Origin of the sequence: Klebsiella sp. I138, from assembly GCF_051131765.1 — a bacterium.
Taxonomy (GTDB): Bacteria; Pseudomonadota; Gammaproteobacteria; order Enterobacterales; family Enterobacteriaceae; genus Klebsiella.
The window spans coordinates 3377170-3397666 of record NZ_CP180447.1; the positions used below are offsets into that span (position 1 = coordinate 3377170).

Consider the following 20497-nt stretch of genomic DNA (forward strand, 5'->3'; position numbering starts at 1 on the left):
TTACTGGCAGGCGGGCTGTGCCCGCCATCTTCAATAAATGACCTGAATAAGCGCCAGAGGACGCTTTCGTTTACTGCCCGCCCGTAATTCAAAATGTTGGATAGTGAGCGGGAAATAACGTTATTAAATGAATGGGATTATTTAACGCTGAGATCGTTTTCTACGTTTTTGACGCCAGAAACGGCTTTAGCAATATCCGCCGCCCGATCCGCCTGCTGGCGAGAATCAACGGTTCCGGATAAATGCACGGTACCGGCGTGGGTTTCAACCGTCACTTTTCGCGATGGCACAATATCATCCGCCAACAATTTAGCTTTGATTTCGCTGGTAATTGCCGTGTCGCCTGCGTACCCCTTGAGGCTTGCCGACTTATCTTCAACCACGCTCAGCTTGTCATTAACGGTGGTTACGCCTTTGACATCTTTCGCCACGCTCAGCGCCAGTTCTTTTTGCGCAGAGCTGTCGACGGATCCGCTCAGAGTGACTGCTTTATTCTCCGTTTTCACCGAAATATCGCTGCTGCGAATATCTTTATCGTCAATCAGCGCCGCTTTCACGCGGGCGGTGATTGTGCTGTCATCCATAAAGTCGCCGACTTTATTCAGCGAGCTGTCGACGGCCTGACCCGCGCTAGTGGCAACCGATTGTGCGCTGTCCGCCGTCGGATTTTCTGCATATGCCGAGGCGCTTACCATGGCTGAGCCTAAGAAGAGAGCCAGCAACGTCCCGGCATTCTTTAGTCTTGTCATCGCTCTATCCTCGTTATTTCTATATCGGTAAAGCAAAATAAGTAGCTTATTAAGCCAGAATCTTAAAAATTACTTATTAAATATAGTAGAAGGTCATGAGAGAGACGGGAAATATGCACAAAAAATCACGCTGATGGGGATCTTTAAGAACTTTCTATAACGCTGGAAGCCGCAAAAAAATAGCATGGAGCGCGGCAAGAACCGCGCTCCGAAAGGGATTAGTGCTCGCGCGTTTTACGGAACAGAACTTCAGGGTAACGTTCCTGAGTCAGATTCAGGTTAACCATAGTTGGGGCGATATATGTCAGATTATCACCGCCATCAAGGGCCAGCTGAATTTCGTTTTTACGCTTAAATTCCTCAAATTTTTTCACGTCAGTGGATTCCACCCAACGTGCGGTCGCCACGTTCACCGATTCGTAAATCGCCTCAACGTTGTACTCACTCTTCAGACGAGCCACGACCACATCAAACTGTAGCACACCGACTGCACCGACAATAAGGTCGTTATTGGCGATTGGCCGGAAGACCTGTACCGCGCCCTCTTCAGAAAGCTGAACCAGCCCTTTCAACAGCTGTTTCTGCTTCAGCGGATCCTTCAGGCGAATACGGCGGAACAGCTCCGGCGCAAAGTTCGGGATACCGGTGAACTTCATCATTTCACCCTGGGTGAAGGTGTCACCAATCTGAATAGTACCGTGGTTGTGCAGACCGATAATATCGCCAGGCCAGGCTTCCTCTACGTGAGAACGGTCGCCGGCCATAAAGGTCAGCGCGTCGGAAATCACCACGTCTTTGCCGGTACGAACCTGGCGCAGCTTCATGCCTTTCTCATACTTACCGGATACCACGCGCATAAAGGCCACGCGGTCACGGTGTTTCGGGTCCATGTTGGCCTGAATTTTAAAGACGAAGCCGGTAAACTTCTCTTCTTCCGCCGCCACTACACGAGTATCGGTTTTACGCGGCATCGGCGCTGGCGCCCATTCAATCAGGCCATCCAGCATATGATCCACGCCGAAGTTACCTAAGGCCGTCCCAAAGAAGACTGGCGTAATTTCACCTGCCAGGAACAGCTCTTTATCAAATTCGTTTGAGGCGCCCTGAACCAGTTCCAGCTCATCGCGCAGCTGCTGGGCCAGATCGTCCCCAACGGCCCGATCGAGCTCTGGGTTATCCAGACCTTTCACGATCCGCACTTCCTGGATGGTGTGGCCCTTACCGGTCTGGTAGAGATAAGTTTCATCTTTATACAGATGGTACACGCCCTTAAACAGCTTACCGCAGCCAATGGGCCAGGTGATCGGCGCACAGGCAATACGCAGCTCGTTCTCAACTTCGTCCAGCAGTTCCATCGGATCGCGGATATCACGGTCGAGTTTGTTCATGAACGTCAGGATCGGCGTATCGCGCAGGCGGGTAACTTCCATCAGTTTACGGGTACGATCTTCAACACCTTTTGCCGCATCAATGACCATCAGGCAGCAGTCCACCGCCGTCAGAGTACGGTAGGTATCTTCGGAGAAGTCTTCGTGGCCCGGGGTGTCCAGCAGGTTAACCAGGCTGTTGTGATACGGGAACTGCATCACCGAGGTGGTAATGGAGATACCACGCTGCTTTTCCATCTCCATCCAGTCTGATTTTGCATGCTGGCTGGAGCCACGGCCTTTAACGGTACCCGCGGTCTGAATCGCCTGTCCGAACAGTAATACCTTCTCAGTGATGGTCGTTTTACCGGCATCCGGGTGAGAGATAATGGCAAAAGTGCGGCGTTTAGCCACCTCTTGCAGATAAGGAGACAACGTCATAATTCATTCTTCTTAGTAAACGCGGCAACCGGCCACGCATGTGGAATACAAAAAATTGCGGCTATTTTACCCATCAATGGGGGGGAGGCAATCAGTGTTTACACAGGAGCTGCTCCAGTTCGCTTAAAGAGGTCACCGTCCAGTCAGGATGAAGATCCGCAGGCAATTCACGCTGGTGGGCATTCAGCCAGCAGGTGGCCAGGCCGGCGTTCACGCCGCCGCGAATATCGGACTCAGCCGTATCACCGACCATCAGCACGCGAGAACGATCGGGATGACCCGCCTGCGCCAGCGCGTATTCAAAAATGCGTGCGTCCGGCTTCGCGACGCCAACCTCTTCAGAAATAATCAGTAAATCAAAGTGTTCACGCAAACCGGTGCGTTCCAGGCGGATCTGCTGCAAGGATGTAAAGCCGTTGGTGATGATCCCCATCTTCACCTTCCCCTGCAGCGCGTTCAGCAGCGATACTGCCCCCGGAAGCGGGGAACAAATCTCAGCCATCGCATTCATAAACGCATCGTTGAGTTCGCCTGGCGGCACGCTAAGGCGGTCTGCCCAGCTATCAAAACGCTGATGCTGCAACTGTAGCGAAGTGATAGTGCCGTTTTGATAATCCACCCACAGTGGCTTATTCACGGCCTGATAGTCCTGAAAATCTTCGGCGCTAAAAGTCACGCTATAGTCGAGAAACATCCGCTGCAAACCGGTAAAAGAGTCGAACGTAAACAACGTTTCGTCGGCATCAAAAAAAATCCAGTCCCACTTCATCGTATCACCCCGTCATTACCCGCCCCAGAGGCGTTGTGTTGCAGCAGGTCTGAGTATTTCAGCTCCAGACTTGCCCATGAAAAAGCCTACCGGGTAGGCAGTTACATACTGATTGGCAGCGCCATGATGATCGCATCCTCACGCCCGTCGGTCGTGGGGTAGTAGTTGCGGCGGATGGTTGCCTCGTTAAAACCTAAGTTCTCATACAGCGCAATGGCCGCAGCGTTAGACGCGCGAACCTCCAGCCACAGCGTAACGACGCCGCGTTTTTCGACCTCGTCAATCACCCGCTCCAGCAGCTCCCGCCCCAGACCGCGTCGCTGAAAGGCCGGATCGACGGCGATATTAAACAGGGTCGCCTCGTCCAGCACAATTTGCGTAATTGCGAAGGCCGCCATCTCGCCATCGACCGTCAGTTGCAGATTCAGATAGCGTTCGCCCTGATTACTGGCAAAGGTTTGTTCGCTCCACGGAAAAGCGTGGGCGCGTTGTTCTATTTGCCAGGCACGGGGCAAATCAGCCGTGTTGAGGGTAGAAATCGTGTTCATGAGCGCAGATTTGTTGCCAAAACGCCATACGGGCAGGCGCGCTGGTCTGAAGTTCATCAAAAGCGGGCGTCGAAACCTGTGCGCCCGCCAGCAGCAACGGTGCGTCAGTACCCAGCCGCCAGCTGTTGCAGCGGCTATCCTGCGGCAACATCGCCACGCGATCGGGCGTGAGTTGCAGCACCTGCTCAGGCGTCAACGCCAGAGCACGTAAAATATCGCTGATTAACGGTTCCGTCAGCGACGGCAGATGTTCCGCCACCATCACTAAACGAATATGCCCAGGAAGCGAGATAGCGATTTCACCCTGCAACGCCCCGGGGCGACGCAGCGACCACTGGGTGATACCCAGCTGCTGTAATTGCCAGTCTCGTCGGGAAGTCATAGCGAAACACTCCTGTTAATCAAGCGCGCAATATAGCAAATCCGTCGTATCTGCGCCAACAAACTACGTACGACGCCCCTGCAATTCGGTCAGACACAACATCTACGTTCAGACAGCGCCGGGAGCGCCAACAAAGAGGCAGCGTTTTGGATAACGTGTATAATCGGCGCCAGTCTTAATGAAGGAGTGTTTCATGTCTGCTTTTACCCCGGCAAGTGAAGTCTTGCTGCGCCACAGTGATGATTTCGAACCCGCACGCGTTCTGTTTGCCGGTGACCTGCAGGATGACCTGCCCGCACGTCTGGACACCGCGGCCAGTCGCGCCCACACCCAGCAGTTTCACCACTGGCAGGCCCTGAACGGCCAGATGGGCGAAAACGTCCGTTTTAGCCTGGTGGCCGAAGCCGGCGACGTTGCCGATTGCGACACGCTGGTGTACTACTGGCCAAAGAACAAACCGGAAGCGCAGTTCCAGTTGATGAACCTGCTGTCGCTGCTGCCGGTTGGGATCGATGTTTTCGTCGTCGGTGAAAACCGCAGCGGCGTTCGCAGCGCCGAACAAATGCTGGCCGAGTATGTTCCCCTGACGAAGATCGACAGCGCACGCCGCTGTGGGCTGTATCACGGGCGTCTGGAAAAACAGCCGACTTTCGATCCCGAACAGTACTGGGGCGAATATCCGCTGGAAAATCTGACCATTAAAACGCTGCCAGGCGTATTCAGCCGTGACGGACTGGACATTGGCAGCCAGCTGTTACTCTCAACGCTAACGCCGCACACGAAAGGTAAAGTACTCGATGTTGGCTGCGGCGCAGGTGTGCTGGCGACGGTACTGGCCAGCCATTCACCGAAGGTCCGCTTGACGCTCTGCGACGTCAGCGCGCCGGCGGTCGAAGCCAGTCGTGCAACGCTTGCCGCCAACGGTATTGAAGGTGAAGTGTTTGCCAGCAACGTGTTCTCCGAAGTAAACGGTCGTTTCGACATGATTATCTCCAACCCGCCGTTCCATGATGGCCTGCAGACTAGCCAGGAAGCTGCGCAAACCCTGATTCGCGGTGCAGTCCGTCACCTGAACAGCGGTGGAGAGTTGCGAATTGTCGCTAACGCCTTCCTGCCATATCCAAACGTGCTGGATGAAATCTTTGGCTTCCACGAAGTGATTGCTCAAACGGGCCGGTTTAAAGTCTATCGTACCGTCATGACCCGTCAGGCGAAAAAATAATTCGTCTCCCTCTCCGGTGGCCGGACAACCGCGCCGCCGGCTCTCCCTCGCTAAAACCCGACCATTTTTGCAACAATCAATCCAGGCCACACAATTAACTATTGACGAATAGCTGAAAACCACTAGAATGCGCCTCCGTGGTAACGATACTTTCTGAGTATCGATGGTATGCGAAGGTGGCGGAATTGGTAGACGCGCTAGCTTCAGGTGTTAGTGTCCTTACGGACGTGGGGGTTCAAGTCCCCCCCCTCGCACCATAAACCACGCAGATATCGCTCGCACTGTGCGAAGGTGGCGGAATTGGTAGACGCGCTAGCTTCAGGTGTTAGTGTCCTTAGGATGTGGGGGTTCGAGTCCCCCCCCTCGCACCAACGAGGCGATATCAAAAATTAAGAATACTGTGCGAAGGTGGCGGAATTGGTAGACGCGCTAGCTTCAGGTGTTAGTGTCCTTAGGATGTGGGGGTTCGAGTCCCCCCCCTCGCACCAATATTCTTACCCTTCTCTGCATTATCCCATCAGCTTTAAATTCAACGTCATCAGCATTATCCCACTGATCAACGCCACGCATGACGGCAACAGAACAAAATGTCGTAACCGCCGGTGCCAGATCATCAATGCCGACATCAATAGCCCGACCGTCACCAGCCCACGCCAGGCATCTACCGACAGATCGGCAAATCCCAGCACAGCAATCAGTACGCCAGGAAGCAGCACTCCCCATCCACTGCCTAAAGTTCGCTGCAACATGTTTTCACCTTTCAAAGCGATAATGATAACCAATATCATATGATAATGTTTATCATTTGTCATGCTGCGCCCCTTAGGATATTTCGTTCTTTACGTTCGAGCTGATGACATAGATTAGTGAAGGTGATAAATTAAACGAACAACACTAATGCATTAAAATATTTGATCATTTCGCAAAAACCGCACTATGTGGATTGCTTTTACTCGTTCATTTTTGGCAGCCATCATTTTGAAATTTAATGACTAATCACGATACACTCAATATGACTGCACAATCCTGGCAACAACATTACGACAAAAAATATCAATATTCCTTACGGCTTTTTTTGCTGCTAAATTTTATTTCTGCCTTTCTATCCTTAGTCAGCCCGCTCTTTACTACCGTCAGCCTTACTCTGCCCTGCATCCTGATCGTTATACTTAGTAGCGCCCTGGTCCTCTGGCACTGGAAATTTTCACAGCACAAAATAAGTATTCCCGTTATTTCTCTGATATTTGGTGTTTTGTGGGCATGGCATATAACAGAAAAAGCATTATTACTGGCACCGCCTCATTTTAACTTTCTGGTCATTGCGTTATTAAGCATATTATTTATTGGTGCAATTGCCTTTCCCAATAATATCATTGCCTTTACCCTGCACTCTTTACCCACGTTTATCGTCTGTCTGGTCCTTGCCGAGGGTGAACAATGGCTACGAATGCTGTACTGCCTTGCACTTCCCATCGCCGGTATTACGCTACAGAGCATCATTCAAAAACGCAGCGATGCTCTCACCAAAGGGCTGATGGATAAATTGTTACTGGAACGCAACACCCTCAACGATCTCAGTATGCTGGATCCACTCACCGGTTTATATAACCGACGCGGTCTGCAGAACCGGCTGGATACCCTCCTGGCGGTGAGTGATAATGACCACCATGTACTGCTGCTGGATATCGACCATTTTAAAGCCTACAACGACCACTACGGGCATATGATGGGCGATCAGGCGTTGATCCAGGTCTCTGCCGCCATTCGCAATGCCGTGCGCTCGCGCGATATCGTCGCACGCTTTGGCGGTGAGGAGTTTATGGTGCTGTTAACAAACAGCACTGCGGAAGCCGCGTCTCTGGCCGCAGAGCGTATCCGCCAGCAGGTCTACGATTTGAAAATTCCACATATGTTTAATGAAAGCGTCGCCACCAATGTCACTATTAGTATTGGGATGACGCCGCTCAAGGACTCCGACATCGATGGCGCCCTGAAAAGAGCCGATACTGCGCTCTACGAAGCGAAGGGTCAGGGACGCAATATTATCCTCGCCAGCTGACAACACCACCTATCATACCCACCCCGTGAGGCAGACAAATTTCTTGCCATCGCCCGGACAACTAACTAGTATCACTAATCATTATCATTTAGATTCCTATCCGGCGATTTGATGGCTTACCGTTCTGCTTCATTCAGCAATGACATCATCTGGCAGGCCCCGTTGCCGCCGGCCGGGCATGCGTTGGCACATGCTATTCGGGAAAAAATCACCGCTCTTCGCCCTCATCTGCTGGATTTTCTGCGCCTCGATGAGGAAGCCCCGCATTGCGCACTAACGCTCGCTGAATGGTCAGCGCCCATGATGCTCAGCTCCCTGCTGGCAACCTATTCCGATCATATCTATCGCAATCAGCCGACGATACCGCGTGAACAGAAACCGCTGCTTTCGCTTTGGGCGCAATGGTACATCGGCCTGCTGGTACCGCCGCTGATGCTGGCATTACTCAGCGAAGAGAGCGCCATCAGCCTTGCTCCGGAGCATTTCCGCGTTGAATTTCACGAAACAGGCCGTGCAGCCTGCTTTTGGATTGATGTCCATGCGGACTCCTCCGCCAAAGCGCATTCGCCGCAAGCTCGTGTGGAAACGCTGGTTAACTGCGCATTGCGACCGGTAGTACAGGCCCTGGAAGCAACCGGTGATATCAATGGCAAACTTATCTGGAGCAATACCGGCTATCTGATCAACTGGTATCTGGGGGAAATGAAAGCGCTGCTGGGTGATGAACTCGTTGCCGCCCTGCGTCAGCACTGCTTCTTTGAAAAACAGTTTTCTGATGGCCAGGACAATCCGCTGTGGCGTACGGTAATTTTACGTGAAGGGCTTCTGGTGCGGCGCACCTGCTGCCAACGTAACCGTCTGCCCGATGTTCAGCAATGCGGAGACTGCACGCTGAAATAATGCCCGTTGCTGCGGGCGGCGACAGGGCCGCCCGCGGGTTTTCTTATGCTGTCTGCTGGCTTTCTTCCGCCACGCGCTGAGCCTCTTCGGCTTCCTGCTCTAACAGCTGTTTCTCGTACACCTTGAAGAACGGGAAGTAAATAACTGCGGAGACGCAGGCCAGCACAACCACCAGTATTGCCGCCCGGAAATCCCAGCCCAATGCCCACGCGCCGCCAATCGGTGCCGGGGCCGTCCACGGTACAACTGAAATCACTCGCCCAATCAGGTCCAGCTTCATCGCAGCCCATGCCAGTACGGCGTTCACCATCGGCGCCAGCAGGAACGGGATAAAGAATACCGGGTTCATCACGATAGGCGTCCCGAAAATGACCGGTTCGTTAATATTGAACAGGCTTGGCACTACGCTCAGACGGCCGATTGAACGCAGATGCGCCGACCGACTGCGCAGATAGCAGAAGACCAGGCCCATTGTGGCACCAGACCCTCCGATAACAATAAAGAACGTCCAGAATGCCTCCATAAAGATATGCGGAAGCGGGGCTCCTTGCGCCAGCGCCTGCTGGTTCATACCCAGGTTAGTCAGCCAGAACATTTGCAGCATGCCAGAGACAATTGCCGCACCGTGGATCCCGGCAAACCACAGCAGATGGCCGATCAGCACCGCCAGTAAAATCGCCGGCAGCGAGTCCGCTGCGGACACCAGTGGCTTAAAGATGGCCATGATGGCCTGTGGAATAAGCATGTCAAAATGGTGCTGAATAAACAGGCTCAGCGGATAGAGCGTCAGCACCACTACCAGCACCGGAATCAGCAAGTCAAAGGAGTTTTTGATCATCGGCGGCACCTGATCCGGCAGGCGAATACCGATATTACGTGCCTTCAGGAAACGCATCATTTCAACGCAGTACACCGCTACGAGGATCGCCGTAAAGATCCCCGTACCGCCGAGACTGTCTACCGGCAGGGTGCCGTTCGTTTTCGGCGCGGCCACCAGCAGGAACGCCATAATTGACAGCATGCTGCACATGAAAGGATCAAGCTGGTTGCTCTTCACGTAGTGCTTGCCGAGGTTATAAGAGATCGCGGCACAGATATAGATAGACATAATGCCCATCGTCATATCAAACGGGGTCAGAATGCGCCCTTCAAACTCTTTCGCCAAATCCAGCCAGGCGCGTGCAAACCCCCAGGTGGTATCCGGGGAAAACGGCGGGTACGCAAAGACCAGCAGGAATGACCCGACAATCATAAATGGCATCGCCGAGATAAAACCGTCACGGATAGCCATCACGTGGCGCTGCGACGAGATTCGCCCGGCTACGGGGCTAATATAATTTTCTACGAAGCGAAATATCAGATTAAACGCAGCATGGTTAGCAGACATAGCAGCCCTCCTGACAGGCTTTAGATACTGGCCCAACAACGATTATTCTGCCGTTGTGATGAAACAGGTTCTGGAAAAGGAAAACTACGTCAGCCATTCCATTCGCTATACTGTTCAAATCAGCACGATTCATACACGGCTCTTTTGTTATAAGTGACACAGGGAAGTTACCTATTCAGTATTCATCTCAGTGACCATAACAGCAACCGGTTACAGTAACCGGTTGCAGCGATTGTGAAGAAGATCCAGAAATTGGAATAATTCCGGATTATCAATCAACAATATTTACACTCCTTCGGGCTTATGACAGATTAAATCGGACACCAATCAGGAGAACCCAATGAGTCTGCAGTCCGTGCGGCAGTTCTTTGCCGAGCTTGCCCCCGATATCGACATCATCGAGATGAATCAAAGTACGGCAACCGTAGCACTGGCAGCCGCGGCGCATCACGTCGAACCCGGGCAAATTGCGAAGACCCTCTCTTTAAAAATCAAAGAACAGGTGGTACTCGTTGTCGCCAGCGGCAATGCCCGGCTGGACAATAAAAAACTGAAGGACGCATTTGGTGCGAAAGCACGTATGCTCAGCAGCGATGAAGTGGTGATGTTAACCGGCCATCCGGTCGGTGGGGTATGCCCATTCGGGCTGGAAAATCCACTGGCAATCTATTGTGATATTTCACTGAAGCAATATCCGGAAGTCTTACCAGCTGCGGGTGCAATCCATAGTGCGGTGCGTATTTCACCGGACAGAATGGCCCAGCTGACGGCAGCTACCTGGATCGATGTTTGCCAGTAAATATCAGGAGCACGGCTACATCCTCTCCGCCTCAGCAGCGTCTTTATCGCATGGTGGCGGGAGATGTATCAGAAGATCGGCCGCACTCAGTAGCCCGAGATCGGAGCTGAAACCCAGCCTGGCCATCGCATTACATTTGTGGGCACGAATGGTTTTGATATTCCGACCCAGCTGAACCGCTATCTCTGGCAATGAATAACCATCGGCCATGCAGCGAAGAATACTTTGCTCGATTGGGCTGGGAATGAGGCGATGAACCCCCTTCTGCCTAAACGGCTCATTGCGCAGTGAGGTTTGTTGCGCCAGAAGCAGAAGGAGTTGTTCCTGTAACGTCTCGCGGGGTGTCGATTTATTTAATATACCGTGTAGATGGAATGGTGCCAGCTGATTAATTAAGGAGGCCTCCCTTATATTATCTGCTAAAACAACCCGGCAAACATCCGGGTTAGAACAAGCAATCTCATGGAGAAAAAGCAAACTTTCCAGCCGCAGTTGACGATGACCGGAAAGTGAAAAAATAACCGCCGTAACATCCAGGATATTCAATGCGTATTTCAATGACTGAACATTGTTAAAAAAAAGAACGCTCGCATTTATGTTTTGTCGATCGTTTAAGATAAAACGAAGCGCCGCCTCCGTCATTACACACTGTTCGACGACAGCAATACATTGCGCTTCGTTTCGTTTTTCCATTCTGGCTGTTCTCCATATTCTGAGTATATGTTCAACACTTTCATTCCTTGTTCGCTATTAACCCAGGCATACATCTGCGCATTACTGCGTAAAGATAAACGGCGCATCGCGCTATTTTTTTGCGCACTAATTGTCTTATTACTTTTTTTCAATAACGAGGCAATTTGATTAATCCCCCATCCTTTTGCCAGAAGCCGTAAAACCTTCCGTTCAGATGGCGTCAGAACGCTCACCGCCTCCTGACTGAGCTTGAGGCTGCCCGTTTCCTGGATGAAAAAAGCCTGCCTGACGCCGGTGGCAGGCTGCTCTCCGGGCCTCTTCTCCTCCCCTGAGCAAATTGCTTCACCTACGTGCCCCACCGGTTCACTGTCGGAAATCAACGTGCTGTTATCGTGGGTGATAAATAGTCTGGCCTGAGGGGAAGTGGTGTGCCCTACGATATATACCCAATGAATATCTTTATACTGTTTCATTAAAAAACAATAATATTCACAAAGTTCCTGAGTTTGGCTGCTCCGCCCAGACAGATCGACAACGACCAATCGAGTTCGACTCAGATCGGGTAGCGTGAGTTCATCCGGTGAACAGCAGCAGTGGAAGATATAGTCGGGAAGACACTCACTGGCGATTGTTTTTAAGCCGGATTGCATAACCGGTATTTTGCTGATGATAATGCCGTACTGACCGTGCCCTGGTAACATAAATCCTCCGTTTGCTGTAGAAGATTCACGACTGGCATAAAACAGATGGGGCCCCTGGGAACCATAATATTATTTTCCAGGTGAATCTTTATCACCCCTGGCGAACGTTTAGGCCCAACGTTCTGAACCAAATTATAGCGTGGGGAATAACATTGCTGACCTTAGCATACATAAAGAGCTGCAATTAATTAGAAAAAATTAAAGCAAACATTAGAAATAATCACAAAAAAAACACGAATGAGAAAATATCAAATATCGTTCCTGAATGCTTTTGGCGATACGCCACTGTATCGACGAAAAAATCGAGAAAAATAGGTTACATCAGAAAACCCTAAATAATCAGAAATTTGAGTTACGGTCATTGCGGTATATTGCAAATTACGCCGCGCCTCAAGCATCAACCTTTGGTGTAAAACGCCTAAGGCACTGCAGCCATGAAATTCACGACATAAATAATTAAGGTGCGTCGCCGACAGCCCTACCTGCCGGGCATATTCCCCTAGCGGTAAATGTTCGCGGTAATGACTTTCAATAAGACGAGAGAAATGTCGTATGACGCTGCGCTTTCGTTCCGCTTTCCCTTCGGTGATTGGCGTCGGAAGGCACTGTCGTTTCAGCCAGACCAGCAGCGCGCCTAAGAGCGAGTGCAGCATCATCTCCCTGGCATCCAGCTCTTCGCAATACTCTTCACGCAATGCCATAAACAGCGCGCGAACATGCCCGCGAGAACGCTTAACGGGTACGCACTGGGACTGACTGAGGACATCAAGCTGGCGACCAAACTGGCTTTCAAACCGGCTGAGCAGCGGCAGCGCCAGTGACAACACATAACCCTCAGTTCCCGGTGAGAAACGAAATCCATGAATACACAACGCCGGTACCACCTGAATACAGGATTCGGTCATCACCGTTGTTATCCCTTCAATTTCGATTTCCGCCCTACCTTTATGCAAATAGAGGAGCTGCACCAGCTCCGCATGCTGATGGATGCGGATATGCCATTCATACAGGCTGCTGCGCTGTAAAATCGACTCGCAGTGCAGAAGATCGGGTGCCGGACAATCGCGCTCTTCACCATACAATTTAAAAACGGGAACGGTATTTACGGCCTGCATGGCGACTCCTGCTGTTTCCACCCTATGCCACACGTTCCATGGGCAGACCGACATAATTTTCCGCAATAGTGGTCAGCCCGGCACGTGAACCAAGGTAATAGCGGCGATCCGCCGCCTGCATTTTTTTATCAAACTCGCTTTGCTGCGGAAAATCATGCAACAGGCGGGTCATGAACCAGCTGAACCTTTCCCCTTTCCACACGCGATCCAGGGCAAAACGAGAATAGCTCGCCAGCAGATCGGTGCGGCCACGGTGATAATATTCGCGCAGGATCCGCCATAAATAATTCACATCGGAGGCGGCCAGATTCAGTCCCTTTGCTCCGGTCGGCGGTACGATATGCGCCGCATCCCCTACCAGAAACAGCCGCCCGTATTGCATCGGCTCCACCACGTAGCTGCGCAACGGCGCAATGCTTTTCTCTAGTGAGTGACCAGTCACTAACTTGCTTGAGAGCTCATCCGGCAGGCGGCGCTTTAACTCGCCCCAGAAGCGTTCGTCTGACCAGGCTTCCACCTTATCGCTCAGCGGGACCTGCAAATAGTAGCGGCTTCGAGTTAGTGAGCGCTGACTACACAAAACAAAACCTCGCTCGTGGTGGGCATAAATCAACTCCGGATTGACCGGCGGCGTATCCGCCAGCAAACCCAGCCAGCCAAACGGCCAGACGCTTTCATACTCTTTAATAATGTCGCGCGGGATGCTTTGTCGCGAGACGCCGTGAAATCCATCGCAGCCGGCAATAAAATCACACTCCAGCCGACAGGTTTCCCCGCCGCTGATGAAGGTGAGTGACGGCCGGTCGCTCTTCGCGTCCTGAATCACCACATCACTGACGCCATAAATAATCGGCGCCCCGCATTCAGCACGCGCCGCCATTAAATCCCGGGTCACCTCGGTCTGACCATAAACCATGACGCTTTTCCCGCCGGTAAGCTCCGTCAGCGCAACGGGTACCCGCTTCCCGTCAAATAAAAACTCCACCCCGTGATGCACCAGGCCCTCCGCGTCCATGCGTTGCGACACCCCCGCTTCTCGCAAGAGGTCGACGGTGCCACTTTCCAGAATCCCGGCCCGAATGCGCCCCAGCACATACTCTGGCGTTTGCCGTTCGAGGATAACAGTGCGGATCCCGGCATGATGCAATAGCTGCCCCAGCAGAAGCCCGGAAGGGCCGGCGCCAATAATTGCGACCTGTGTTTTCATTGGGTTGTCTCACTCCCGATCGGTTAATTATTTGTTTGTTTTTTGTTTAATAAAAGTTCCTTGCTGCATTTTTGATAACCAGGGCATGAAAAAGAAGGCAATAATTCGTGTAAAAATTGCACTTTCCAACAGTTTTCTGAAAGTGAGACAGAGTTCAAATTCGATTTTGGCCGCTGAAGGCGACTTTTTGCACATTGTTTGATCCCGCCCCCCTGAGAGAAAGCAGGCGTTCAGGTTAAAGTATCAACAGACACGGCAACATCGGATGTGACGGACAGCGGGTACTTATGCAAGCAGATCGGGCAGTTCAGCGCGCCATTACGCGACTCTGTATTCAATGTGGGCTTTTCTTGTTACAGCATGGGGCGGAGAGCGCACTGGTTGAGGAGCTATCGACTCGCCTGGGACGGGCGCTCGGTATGGACAGCGTCGAAAGCGCCATCTCCTCGAACGCCATTGTGCTCACGACGATTAAAGACGGTGAATGCCTGACCTCTACGCGAAAGAACGTCGATCGCGGTATTAACATGCATGTCGTGACGGAGGTGCAGCATATTGTGATTTTGGCCGAGCATAAGCTACTGGATTACAAGGACGTGGAAAAGCGCTTTACCCAGATTAAGCCCCTGCGCTATCCGCGCTGGCTGGTGGTGTTAATGGTCGGATTGTCCTGCGCCTGCTTTTGCAAGCTTAACAACGGCGGCTGGGACGGCGCGCTGGTCACCTTCTGCGCCAGCACCGTCGCCATGTATATTCGCCAGCTATTGACCCATCGCTCGATGCATCCGCAGATCAACTTCTGCATCACCGCCTTTGTCGCGACTACCATCTCCGGGTTGATGCTACGTCTTCCCGCCTTTACCAATACTTCAACGGTAGCCATGGCCGCCAGCGTCCTGCTGCTGGTCCCCGGTTTTCCCCTGATTAACGCCGTTGCGGATATGTTTAAAGGGCATATCAATACCGGCCTGGCGCGCTGGGCGCTGGCCAGCCTGCTGACGTTGGCCACCTGCATTGGCGTGGTCATGGCAATGACCGTGTGGGGGCTGCGCGGATGGGTATAATCTCGTATCTGTTCACTTTGCTTCAGGATATGGCGCTGTCGGCAATCCCGGCAGCCGGATTCGCGATGGTCTTTAACGTGCCGCAGCGCGCGCTGCGCTGGTGTGCGCTGCTGGGCGCGATCGGCCACGGTTCACGCATGGTGATGATGACCGCGGGCTTCAACATTGAGTGGGCAACGTTCCTCGCCGCCCTGCTGGTTGGCAGTATTGGCATTCAATGGTCCCGTTGGTATCTGGCACATCCAAAAATTTTCACCGTCGCAGCCGTGATACCCATGTTCCCCGGTATTTCCGCCTATACGGCGATGATCTCAGCGGTAAAAATTAGCCATTTTGGTTACTCAGAAGAGATGATGATCATGCTGCTGAGTAATTTCCTCAAAGCCTCCTCAATCGTGGGTGCCCTCTCAATCGGCCTTTCCATTCCGGGTCTCTGGTTGTACCGTAAGCGCCCGCGGGTATAGTGCGCTGCACCGCAGGGATTTGCCCGGGCGCTGTGCTACTATAGCCAATGGATTTCAATGTGCTTTACTGCAACAGCAAAGCGGCTCCCGATACGCTTCGCTTCGAGGCGGGTAGCCCGCAATAAAGCGCTTGAAAGACAACAGGTATCCGGGGGCAATGACCCCTCTCTATTGTTGTTCTGAATTGAGATAGTGTTATGTCTTCGCGAATTTTAACCACCGATTTTAGCGGCCTGGATGATTTTATTCAGGACCACGCGGCCGTTCTCGCAAAATCGGCCAGCGGCGCCGTTGCCGTTTTTGCCAACAATGCGCCTGCATTCTATGCGCTCACGCCGGAACGCCTGGCACAGCTTCTTGAACTGGAAGCGAAGCTGGCTCGTCCCAACAGCGACGTGGCGCTCGATACGCAGTTTTTCGACGAATCTCCCGCTGCGCCAACCGCTGTGCCAATGGGGAAATTCGCCATGTACGCCGACTGGCAGCCGGATGCTGATTTTGAACGCATGGCTGCGCTCTGGGGCATTGCTCTCAGCCAACCGGTGACGCCGGAAGAGCTGGCAGCATTTGTGGCCTACTGGCAGGCGGAAGGCAAAGTCTTTCACCATGTGCAATGGCAGCAAAAACTGGCGCGCAGCGTACAGATCGGCCGGGCCAGTAACGGTGGCCAGCCGCGGCGCGACGTGAATACGGTCAGCGAACCGGATAGCCACATTCCACGAGGTTTCAGAGGATGAGCATGAAAAACGTTGGCGACCTGATGAAGCGTCTGCAAAAAATGATGCCAGCCCATGTCGAACCGGCGTTTAAAACCGGTGAAGAGCTGCTGGCCTGGCAAAAAGAGCAGGGAAAACTGCGTTCCGAAGCCCTTGAGCGCGAAAACCGCGCGATGAAAATGCAGAGGACGTTTAACCGTTCCGGCATCCGGCCGCTACATCAGAACTGTTCGTTTGAAAATTACCGTGTCGAGTGCGAAGGCCAGATGAACGCGCTTTCCAGAGCGCGTCAGTACGTTGAAGAGTTCGATGACAACATCGCCAGCTTTATCTTTTCCGGCAAACCCGGCACCGGCAAAAACCACCTCGCTGCCGCCATTTGTAACGAGCTGCTGCTGCGCGGAAAATCTGTATTAATCATTACTGTCGCCGATATTATGTCCGCAATGAAAGATACGTTCGGCAATCGGGAAACCAGCGAAGAACAGCTCCTTAGCGACCTGAGCAAGGTCGATCTACTGGTGATCGATGAGATCGGCATGCAGACGGAGTCGCGCTATGAAAAAGTGATCATTAACCAGATTGTCGATCGCCGATCGTCCTCAAAGCGCCCGACCGGGATGCTGACCAACAGCAATATGGAAGAGATGAACAAGCTGCTTGGCGAACGCGTGATGGACCGTATGCGTCTGGGCAACAGCCTGTGGGTCATTTTCAACTGGGATAGCTACCGTCATCGGGTCACCGGCAAAGAGTATTAAGATATTTCCGAACTCTGCCGGGGTTATACTGCAGAAATGCTTAAGTAACCATGATGAGTACACTGATGAAATCTGCAAAATTCTTAATCCGTACTACCCTGATCGCCGGCGCTTTTCTTACCGTCGGCGCCCACGCCGCCTCCTGGCAGGACTCCCTTTCCAGCGCCGCCAGCCAGCTTAGCAGCCAGAGCGGCTCTCAGGAAAGCGGCGCACTGTCGATGTCCTCACTGACCAGCCTGCTGAATGGCGGAAGCCAGTCCCTGACCTCCAGCAGCATGAACAATGCCGCCGGGATTATGTCCTATTGCGCCAAGCAAAAGCTGGCCTCGGTCACCAACACGGAAAACGTCAAAAATCAGGTACTGGATAAACTCGGACTCAGCACGCCGGAAAAACAGAAAGAGGACACGAATTACCTGGAAGGTTTGCAGGGCCTCCTGAGCAACAATAGCGGCCAGCAGTTGAATCTCAACACGCTCGGCAGCAGCCCGCTGGCGGAAAAAGTCAAAACTAAAGCCTGCGATCTGGTCTTAAAACAGGGCGTTAACTTCCTCTCCTGATTTTTCTCACAGATGCCGCGTTTAACGCCTTAGCGTTGCCAACGCGGCTCCAGTCATGATTTTCGTCATTTTTCATCCTGTCTCCCCCTCTCACCAGGGGTGAGACACCGATCAAAAATGACGATTTCTAAACCAATTCTGAACTACAGCACAGTTTCATGACTCTACAATTGCAGCCATATGGCACTGCAATTACAGTGTACCGTGGAAAATGATCTATCCTGCCAGCGGTCAACTGGCGCTAATGAGGGTGAACTGTGTCAGAGTTGTTATCCATCGCCTTGTTTCTCACCTCGGTGGTGATTTATGCCTTAAAAGCCGGTCGCAACACCTGGTGGTTTGCCGCCACGTTAACGGTGCTGGGCCTGTTTGTGGTTCTTAATATTACCCTCTATGCCAGCGACTACTTCACCGGAGACGGGATTAATGACGCGGTCCTCTATACGCTGACCAACAGTCTGACCGGAGCGGGTGTCGGTAAATATATTCTTCCCGGCGCTGGGATCGTGGTGGCGCTGGTTGCTGTATTCAGCGCGCTGGGATGGGTACTGCGCCGTCGTCGCCATCATCCCCACCATGTTGGCTACAGCCTGCTGGCGCTGGTTCTGGCACTGGCCTCCGTCGATGCCAGCCCGGCATTTCGCCAAATCAGCGAGCTGGTCAAATCCCAGTCCCGCGACGGCGATCCTGATTTTATCGCCTATTACAAAGAACCGGCGAAGAGCATCCCGAATCCTAAGCTGAATCTGGTCTATATCTACGGAGAAAGCCTCGAACGCACTTATTTCGATAACGACGCCTTTCCCGACCTGACGCCAGAACTCGGCAAACTGAAAAATGAAGGCCTTGATTTCAGCAATACCACTCAGCTTCCGGGTACTGATTACACCATCGCCGGCATGGTCGCATCCCAGTGCGGTATTCCGCTTTTTGCGCCGTTTGAGGGCAACGCGTCGGCCTCAGTTTCCAGCTTCTTTCCGCAGAATGTCTGCCTCGGCGACATTCTGAAAAACTCCGGCTATGAAAACTATTTCGTGCAGGGCGCCAACCTGCGTTTCGCTGGAAAAGATGTGTTCCTGAAATCACACGGTTTTGACTACCTGTACGGCGCTGAAGAGCTGAAAACGACGGTCGCTGACCCGACTTACCGCAATGACTGGGGCTTCTACGATGACACCGTTCTGGATGAAACATGGAAAAAATTCGAAGAGCTTTCCCAATCCGGCAAACGCTTCTCGCTCTTTGCGCTGACGGTCGATACCCACCATCCTGACGGATTTATCTCCCGTTCCTGCCAGCGTAAGCGTTATGACATCGGCGGGAAAAAGAACCTCTCCTTTAGCGCAGTCAGCTGTAGCCAGGAGCATATCGCCGCGCTCATTGAGAAAATTAAAGCTTCACCGTATTTCAAAAATACGGTCATCGTGGTCTCTTCCGATCATCTGGCGATGAAAAACACGGCCTGGGACTATCTCAACAAACAGGACCGCAGCAATCTGTTCTTTATTTTGCGTGGCGATCTGCCGCAACAGGACACGCTGGCCGTGAAGCGCAATACCATGGATAACGGCGCTACGGTGCTGGACATACTTGGCGGAGATAACTTTATCGGTCTGGGCCGCAGCAGCCTGTCCGGGCAATCGCTGTCCGGCATTTTCATGAATATGAAAGACAAGGTGCTGGCGTGGAAGCCAGATATTATCCGCCTGTGGAACTTCCCGAAAGAGATGAAAAACTTCACCGTCGATGCCCGGAAGAACATGATCTCCTTCTCCGGTAGCCACTTCCGCTTGCCTCTGCTGCTGCGGGTGTCTGATAAACGCGTTGAGCCACTGCCGGAGAGCGAATATTCCGCCCCGCTGCGCTTCCAACTGGCGGATTTTGCCCCGCGTGATAACTTCGTGTGGATCGATCGCTGCTACAAAATGGGCCAACTGTGGTCGCCTGAGCTGGCGCTCTCCACCGACTGGTGCGTTTCCCAGGGCCAGCTCGGTGGCGAGCAAAAGGTGCAGCATGTTGATAAACCCCAGTGGCAGGGAAAAACGGCGTTTAAAGATACCGTTATCGATATGGCGCGCTACAAAGGCAACGTCGACACCCTGAAGATTGTCGATAACGACATTCGCTACAAAGCCGACAGCTTCGTCTTTAACGTTGCCGGGGCGCCGGAAGAGGTCAGGCAGTTCAGCGGTATCTCCCGCCCGGAATCATGGGGCCGCTGGTCTAATGCCCAGCTCGGCAGTGAAGTGAAAATTGAATTTAAAGAACCACTGCCGGAAAAATTCGATCTGGTGATTACCGCCAAAGCCTTCGGACCAAACGCGAATAAGCCGATCCCAGTCCGCGTGGGCAACAGTGAACAAACCCTCAGCCTGGCCAACGATGTCACCACCACCACGCTGCATTTCGACAACCCGTCGCGCAGCGATACGTTGATTATCGTCCCGCCGGACCCGCAGTCTACCAACGAGGGCAATATCCTCGGCCATGCACCGCGCCAGCTGGGAATTGGGATGGTGGATCTTAAAGTGGTAAAAAGCGACGGATAAAACCAGTCTGCCCGGCAATTTTTCACGCCGGGCAATGGTTTGAG

Annotated in this window: 21 protein-coding genes and 3 tRNA genes; 13 read left to right on the forward strand and 11 right to left on the reverse strand. The window is 52.6% G+C overall.

All coding sequences use genetic code 11. The annotated features are described in order from the left end of the window. Positions 1-137: 137 nt before the first annotated feature. The 5 genes from osmY to ACMYSK_RS15740 form a co-directional block, all read right to left on the reverse strand. Positions 138-749 carry a molecular chaperone OsmY gene (osmY, locus tag ACMYSK_RS15720; protein ID WP_434636683.1) on the reverse strand — a complete coding sequence of 204 codons (612 nt, stop codon included), beginning with the start codon at positions 747-749 and terminating at the stop codon, positions 138-140. Positions 750-967: 218 nt separating this feature from the next. Beyond that, positions 968-2557 (reverse strand): peptide chain release factor 3, encoded by a 1590-nt coding sequence (gene prfC / locus ACMYSK_RS15725; RefSeq protein WP_434636686.1) that lies wholly within the window; start codon positions 2555-2557, stop codon positions 968-970. A 91-nt stretch (positions 2558-2648) separates the two neighbouring features. Beyond that, positions 2649-3326 carry a pyrimidine 5'-nucleotidase gene (gene yjjG, locus ACMYSK_RS15730; RefSeq protein ID WP_434636688.1) on the reverse strand — a complete coding sequence of 226 codons (678 nt, stop codon included), beginning with the start codon at positions 3324-3326 and terminating at the stop codon, positions 2649-2651. Positions 3327-3427: 101 nt separating this feature from the next. Beyond that, a complete protein-coding gene (gene rimI / locus ACMYSK_RS15735) occupies positions 3428-3874 on the reverse strand; it encodes a ribosomal protein S18-alanine N-acetyltransferase (RefSeq protein WP_434636691.1) in 447 nt (148 codons plus the stop codon). Next, on the reverse strand, positions 3843-4256 hold the full coding sequence (locus tag ACMYSK_RS15740; protein WP_434636692.1) for a DNA polymerase III subunit psi: 414 nt from the start codon (positions 4254-4256) through the stop codon (positions 3843-3845). Before ACMYSK_RS15740 ends, rimI begins: the two co-directional genes overlap by 32 nt. Positions 4257-4449: 193 nt before the next feature. On the opposite strand from ACMYSK_RS15740, the gene rsmC reads away from it, so the two are divergent. The 4 genes from rsmC (at position 4450) to ACMYSK_RS15760 (ending at position 5966) form a co-directional block, all read left to right on the forward strand. After that, a complete protein-coding gene (gene rsmC / locus ACMYSK_RS15745; protein ID WP_434636694.1) occupies positions 4450-5478 on the forward strand; it encodes a 16S rRNA (guanine(1207)-N(2))-methyltransferase RsmC in 1029 nt (342 codons plus the stop codon). Positions 5479-5648: 170 nt separating this feature from the next. After that, a tRNA-Leu gene (locus ACMYSK_RS15750) sits at positions 5649-5735 on the forward strand. Positions 5736-5763: 28 nt separating this feature from the next. After that, positions 5764-5849, forward strand: a tRNA-Leu gene (locus tag ACMYSK_RS15755). A gap of 31 nt (positions 5850-5880) precedes the next feature. Continuing rightward, positions 5881-5966: transfer RNA gene (locus ACMYSK_RS15760), tRNA-Leu, on the forward strand. Between the two features lie 21 nt (positions 5967-5987). Here the strand turns inward: ACMYSK_RS15760 and ACMYSK_RS15765 are convergent. Further along, positions 5988-6227 carry a DUF1435 domain-containing protein gene (locus tag ACMYSK_RS15765; protein WP_434644161.1) on the reverse strand — a complete coding sequence of 80 codons (240 nt, stop codon included), beginning with the start codon at positions 6225-6227 and terminating at the stop codon, positions 5988-5990. Positions 6228-6490: 263 nt separating this feature from the next. Here ACMYSK_RS15765 and ACMYSK_RS15770 point away from each other — a divergent pair, with 263 nt between their 5' ends. Then, positions 6491-7537, forward strand: a complete 1047-nt coding sequence (locus ACMYSK_RS15770; protein ID WP_434636696.1) for a GGDEF domain-containing protein — start codon at positions 6491-6493, stop codon at positions 7535-7537. A gap of 111 nt (positions 7538-7648) precedes the next feature. Then, positions 7649-8437, forward strand: a complete 789-nt coding sequence (gene fhuF / locus ACMYSK_RS15775) for a siderophore-iron reductase FhuF (RefSeq protein ID WP_434636698.1) — start codon at positions 7649-7651, stop codon at positions 8435-8437. Positions 8438-8480: 43 nt separating this feature from the next. Here the strand turns inward: fhuF and ACMYSK_RS15780 are convergent, their stop codons facing one another. Further along, positions 8481-9824, reverse strand: a complete 1344-nt coding sequence (locus ACMYSK_RS15780) for a PTS sugar transporter subunit IIC (RefSeq protein ID WP_434636700.1) — start codon at positions 9822-9824, stop codon at positions 8481-8483. A gap of 340 nt (positions 9825-10164) precedes the next feature. On the opposite strand from ACMYSK_RS15780, the gene ACMYSK_RS15785 reads away from it, so the two are divergent. Further along, the gene (locus ACMYSK_RS15785) at positions 10165-10623 is read left to right on the forward strand and encodes a YbaK/EbsC family protein (RefSeq protein WP_434636702.1); all 459 of its coding nucleotides are present in this window, start codon (positions 10165-10167) and stop codon (positions 10621-10623) included. A gap of 15 nt (positions 10624-10638) precedes the next feature. Here the strand turns inward: ACMYSK_RS15785 and bglJ are convergent, their stop codons facing one another. The 4 genes from bglJ to pobA form a co-directional block, all read right to left on the reverse strand. Beyond that, positions 10639-11316: a DNA-binding transcriptional activator BglJ gene (gene bglJ / locus ACMYSK_RS15790; protein ID WP_434636704.1), complete on the reverse strand. Its 678-nt coding sequence runs from the start codon at positions 11314-11316 to the stop codon at positions 10639-10641. Next, positions 11265-12017 carry a LuxR C-terminal-related transcriptional regulator gene (locus tag ACMYSK_RS15795; protein ID WP_434636705.1) on the reverse strand — a complete coding sequence of 251 codons (753 nt, stop codon included), beginning with the start codon at positions 12015-12017 and terminating at the stop codon, positions 11265-11267. Before ACMYSK_RS15795 ends, bglJ begins: the two co-directional genes overlap by 52 nt. 248 nt (positions 12018-12265) lie before the next feature. After that, the gene (locus ACMYSK_RS15800; RefSeq protein ID WP_434636707.1) at positions 12266-13132 is read right to left on the reverse strand and encodes a helix-turn-helix domain-containing protein; all 867 of its coding nucleotides are present in this window, start codon (positions 13130-13132) and stop codon (positions 12266-12268) included. A gap of 22 nt (positions 13133-13154) precedes the next feature. Further along, positions 13155-14339: a 4-hydroxybenzoate 3-monooxygenase gene (gene pobA, locus ACMYSK_RS15805; RefSeq protein ID WP_434636709.1), complete on the reverse strand. Its 1185-nt coding sequence runs from the start codon at positions 14337-14339 to the stop codon at positions 13155-13157. Between the two features lie 287 nt (positions 14340-14626). Here pobA and ACMYSK_RS15810 point away from each other — a divergent pair, with 287 nt between their 5' ends. From ACMYSK_RS15810 to opgB, 6 genes are all read left to right on the forward strand, one after another. After that, positions 14627-15403, forward strand: a complete 777-nt coding sequence (locus ACMYSK_RS15810; RefSeq protein WP_434636712.1) for a threonine/serine ThrE exporter family protein — start codon at positions 14627-14629, stop codon at positions 15401-15403. Then, a complete protein-coding gene (locus tag ACMYSK_RS15815; protein WP_032689593.1) occupies positions 15394-15867 on the forward strand; it encodes a threonine/serine exporter in 474 nt (157 codons plus the stop codon). The genes ACMYSK_RS15810 and ACMYSK_RS15815 overlap by 10 nt, the downstream gene beginning before the upstream one ends. 197 nt (positions 15868-16064) lie before the next feature. Next, positions 16065-16604 carry a primosomal protein DnaT gene (gene dnaT / locus ACMYSK_RS15820; RefSeq protein ID WP_434636714.1) on the forward strand — a complete coding sequence of 180 codons (540 nt, stop codon included), beginning with the start codon at positions 16065-16067 and terminating at the stop codon, positions 16602-16604. 2 nt (positions 16605-16606) lie between these two features. Next, positions 16607-17344, forward strand: a complete 738-nt coding sequence (dnaC, locus tag ACMYSK_RS15825) for a DNA replication protein DnaC (protein WP_434636716.1) — start codon at positions 16607-16609, stop codon at positions 17342-17344. A 65-nt stretch (positions 17345-17409) separates the two neighbouring features. After that, positions 17410-17904 carry a DUF2501 domain-containing protein gene (locus ACMYSK_RS15830; protein ID WP_434636718.1) on the forward strand — a complete coding sequence of 165 codons (495 nt, stop codon included), beginning with the start codon at positions 17410-17412 and terminating at the stop codon, positions 17902-17904. 257 nt (positions 17905-18161) lie between these two features. Further along, on the forward strand, positions 18162-20453 hold the full coding sequence (gene opgB / locus ACMYSK_RS15835) for a phosphatidylglycerol--membrane-oligosaccharide glycerophosphotransferase (protein WP_434636720.1): 2292 nt from the start codon (positions 18162-18164) through the stop codon (positions 20451-20453). Positions 20454-20497: the final 44 nt, after the last annotated feature.

What these genes read in the sequence shown, in the direction of transcription:
- osmY (WP_434636683.1), bottom strand. Translation starts at nt 749, where the DNA reads ATGACAAGACTAAAGAATGCCGGGACGTTGCTGGCTCTCTTCTTAGGC.
- prfC (WP_434636686.1), bottom strand. Translation starts at nt 2,557, where the DNA reads ATGACGTTGTCTCCTTATCTGCAAGAGGTGGCTAAACGCCGCACTTTT.
- yjjG (WP_434636688.1), bottom strand. Translation starts at nt 3,326, where the DNA reads ATGAAGTGGGACTGGATTTTTTTTGATGCCGACGAAACGTTGTTTACG.
- rimI (WP_434636691.1), bottom strand. Translation starts at nt 3,874, where the DNA reads ATGAACACGATTTCTACCCTCAACACGGCTGATTTGCCCCGTGCCTGG.
- ACMYSK_RS15740 (WP_434636692.1), bottom strand. Translation starts at nt 4,256, where the DNA reads ATGACTTCCCGACGAGACTGGCAATTACAGCAGCTGGGTATCACCCAG.
- rsmC (WP_434636694.1), top strand. Translation starts at nt 4,450, where the DNA reads ATGTCTGCTTTTACCCCGGCAAGTGAAGTCTTGCTGCGCCACAGTGAT.
- ACMYSK_RS15765 (WP_434644161.1), bottom strand. Translation starts at nt 6,227, where the DNA reads ATGTTGCAGCGAACTTTAGGCAGTGGATGGGGAGTGCTGCTTCCTGGC.
- ACMYSK_RS15770 (WP_434636696.1), top strand. Translation starts at nt 6,491, where the DNA reads ATGACTGCACAATCCTGGCAACAACATTACGACAAAAAATATCAATAT.
- fhuF (WP_434636698.1), top strand. Translation starts at nt 7,649, where the DNA reads ATGGCTTACCGTTCTGCTTCATTCAGCAATGACATCATCTGGCAGGCC.
- ACMYSK_RS15780 (WP_434636700.1), bottom strand. Translation starts at nt 9,824, where the DNA reads ATGTCTGCTAACCATGCTGCGTTTAATCTGATATTTCGCTTCGTAGAA.
- ACMYSK_RS15785 (WP_434636702.1), top strand. Translation starts at nt 10,165, where the DNA reads ATGAGTCTGCAGTCCGTGCGGCAGTTCTTTGCCGAGCTTGCCCCCGAT.
- bglJ (WP_434636704.1), bottom strand. Translation starts at nt 11,316, where the DNA reads ATGGAAAAACGAAACGAAGCGCAATGTATTGCTGTCGTCGAACAGTGT.
- ACMYSK_RS15795 (WP_434636705.1), bottom strand. Translation starts at nt 12,017, where the DNA reads ATGTTACCAGGGCACGGTCAGTACGGCATTATCATCAGCAAAATACCG.
- ACMYSK_RS15800 (WP_434636707.1), bottom strand. Translation starts at nt 13,132, where the DNA reads ATGCAGGCCGTAAATACCGTTCCCGTTTTTAAATTGTATGGTGAAGAG.
- pobA (WP_434636709.1), bottom strand. Translation starts at nt 14,339, where the DNA reads ATGAAAACACAGGTCGCAATTATTGGCGCCGGCCCTTCCGGGCTTCTG.
- ACMYSK_RS15810 (WP_434636712.1), top strand. Translation starts at nt 14,627, where the DNA reads ATGCAAGCAGATCGGGCAGTTCAGCGCGCCATTACGCGACTCTGTATT.
- ACMYSK_RS15815 (WP_032689593.1), top strand. Translation starts at nt 15,394, where the DNA reads ATGGGTATAATCTCGTATCTGTTCACTTTGCTTCAGGATATGGCGCTG.
- dnaT (WP_434636714.1), top strand. Translation starts at nt 16,065, where the DNA reads ATGTCTTCGCGAATTTTAACCACCGATTTTAGCGGCCTGGATGATTTT.
- dnaC (WP_434636716.1), top strand. Translation starts at nt 16,607, where the DNA reads ATGAAAAACGTTGGCGACCTGATGAAGCGTCTGCAAAAAATGATGCCA.
- ACMYSK_RS15830 (WP_434636718.1), top strand. Translation starts at nt 17,410, where the DNA reads ATGAAATCTGCAAAATTCTTAATCCGTACTACCCTGATCGCCGGCGCT.